This is a genomic window from Falsiroseomonas sp. RANM36 (assembly GCF_056682175.1).
Genome location: NZ_JBWXTD010000005.1, coordinates 1,460 through 3,807, shown reverse-complemented (window position 1 = coordinate 3,807; position 2,348 = coordinate 1,460). Strand labels below are relative to the sequence as shown.

At 72.5% G+C, this 2,348-nt stretch carries 1 protein-coding gene and 1 pseudogene (1 of these 2 cut by a window edge); both read right to left on the bottom strand.

Annotated features, from left to right (window positions below; translation table 11 throughout):
• Positions 1-139: 139 nt before the first annotated feature.
• Complete coding sequence (locus tag AC1MIR_RS17945; protein WP_480029564.1) at positions 140-1,534, bottom strand: FAD-binding oxidoreductase; 1,395 nt, start codon at positions 1,532-1,534, stop codon at positions 140-142.
• Positions 1,534-2,348 (bottom strand): annotated as a pseudogene (locus AC1MIR_RS17940) (dimethylarginine dimethylaminohydrolase family protein); it runs 124 nt beyond the window's last position. The gene AC1MIR_RS17945 and the pseudogene AC1MIR_RS17940 overlap by 1 nt, the downstream one beginning before the upstream one ends.

Below are 2,348 nucleotides of genomic sequence, written 5' to 3'. Positions count from 1 at the left end.
GGGGGGTACCCGTTTTGGGCGGGGGGGGGGGGCCCCCCCCCCCCCCCCCCCATAATCCCGGGGCGCCCGCCCCCCGCAACTCCGGCGTCCGACGCTTTGCGTCGAACCCCCCGCAAGCGGGAGAGGGCGAACACGGCGGTCAATTCCTAAACATCTTCCCCGGATTCATGATCCCCTTGGGGTCCAGCGCCTGCTTCAGGCTGCGCATCACCGCCAGCGCCTCCGGCCCATGCTCGCGCTCCAGGAACTCGCGCTTGCCGAGGCCGATGCCGTGCTCGCCGGAGCAGGTACCGCCGAGGTCGAGGCCGCGCGAGACGATGCGCTTGTCCATGTCCCAGGCTCGCTCCAGCGCACCGGGCACCGCCGGATCGTACAGCACCATCTGATGAAAATTGCCGTCGCCGACATGGCCGACGATGCAGGTGAAGTGGCCGAGCTCCTTCGCCTCCGCCTTCGCGCCGAGGATCGCCTCGGCCAGGCGGGAGATCGGCACGCAGACATCGGTGGTCAGCGCCTTGTGGCCGGGCTTCGCGGCGATGCCGGCCCAATAGGCGTCGTGCCGCGCCTTCCAGAGCCTGTTGCGCTCCGCCGCGTCGGTGGCCCAGCGGAAGCCCGCGCCGCCATGGCCGGAGGTGATCGCCTCCACCGCCTCGGCCTGTTCCTGCACGCCCGCCTCGCTGCCGTGGAATTCGAGGAAGAGCGTGGTGCGGGGCTGGTAGCCCTCCAGCTTGGAATAGGCGATGGCGGCCGCCATCATGTCGTCGTCCAGCAGCTCGATGCGCGCGACCGGGATGCCCATCTGCATCACCTCGATCGTGCTGCGCACCGCGCCTTCCAGCGTCTCGAACTGCACCACGGCGCTGCTCATCGCCTCGGGGATGCCGTGCAGGCGCAGGCGGATCTTCGTCACCACGCCGAGCGTGCCCTCGGAGCCGATGAAGAGCCGCGTCAGGTCGTAGCCGTTGGAGGCCTTGCGCGTGCGCCCGCCGGTCTGGATCACGCGGCCATCGGCCAGCACGACCTCCAGCCCCAGCACGTTCTCGCGGATGGTGCCGTAGCGCACGGCGTTGGTGCCGGAGGCGCGGGTCGCGACCATCCCCCCCAGCGTGCAGTGGCTGCCCGGGTCCACGGGGAAGAACATGCCCTGGTCGCGCAGATGCTCGTTCAGTTGCTGGCGCGTGACGCCCGGCTCGATCACGCAGTCCATGTCCTCGGCGTTCACCTCCAGGATGCGCGTCATGCGCGAGAGATCGAGGCTGATGCCGCGCCGCACCGGGTTCACATGGCCTTCCAGCGAGGTGCCGGCGCCGAAGGGCACCACCGGCACCTCATGCCGGTGGCAGAGCGCGACCAGGCGGGAGACCTCCTCCGTGGTCTCGACGAAGGCGACGGCGTCGGGGAGCGTCGGGGGGGAGCTGTCCTCGCCGCGGCTGTGCTGCTCGCGGATGGCGGCGTTGGTGGTGATCCGCTCGCCGAGGAAGCCGCGCGCGGCGGCGATGACGGCCTCCACCGGCGCCGGGGTGATCGTGTCCATCAGGTCTCCTCCCGCCGGAGCGGACAGGTGAGGCAATGCGGCCCGCCGCCGCCGGCGGCGAACAGCGAGAGGTCGGGGTCGAGCACGGCAAGCCCCTCGGCGCGCAGCGCGGCGTTGATGCGCGTGCTGCCGCGCGAGGAGATCACGCGGCCCTCGCCCAGCGCCAGGATGTTGCCCGCAAGGGCCATCGCCTCGGCATAGCCGAAGGGGATCCAGCGGATGCCGTGGTCGCGCAGCCAGGCGAGGAAGGCGTCGTCCAGCGCTTCCGGGCAGGCGAGCGCCAGGCCGGGTGCCGCCATGCAGAACAGCAGGTCGAGATGCAGGAAATGCTCGTCGAAGGGAACGAGGCGACATTCCCAGCCCTCCGTCGCCAGCCAGCCGGCGAGCTGCGCGGCGCCGGCCTCGTCGGTGCGGCCGCCGCTGACGCCGATGGCGGCGAGGCCCGGGCGGATCAGGTGGATGTCGCCACCTTCGAGCGTGCCGGCGCTGGATTTGCGCCAGAACGGGCTCCCCTGCGCGGCGTGCCAGTCCAGCACCGTGGCGTATTCGCCCCGCCGCTGCGGCCGCTCGAGCTGGCAGAGCACCGGGCCCCAGGGCGTCACCACCGCCTGGTCGCGGGTGTAGACCATATAGGGCAGGTGGGGTGCGGGCGGCAGCGCATGGACCTTGGCGCCTGCCTCGGCGAGCGCGGCGACGAGTTCCGCATGCTGCGCCGCGAAGGCGGCGGGCGGCGGGGCGGCCGCCGGGGCGGGGGGGGGGGGGGGCCCCGCGGGGGGGGGGGTGCCGCCGGAGTGGGTGGGGGGGGGAGCGGCGC

Coding starts and splice junctions, on each gene's coding strand:
- AC1MIR_RS17945 (WP_480029564.1), bottom strand. CDS start 1,534: ATGGACACGATCACCCCGGCGCCGGTGGAGGCCGTCATCGCCGCCGCG.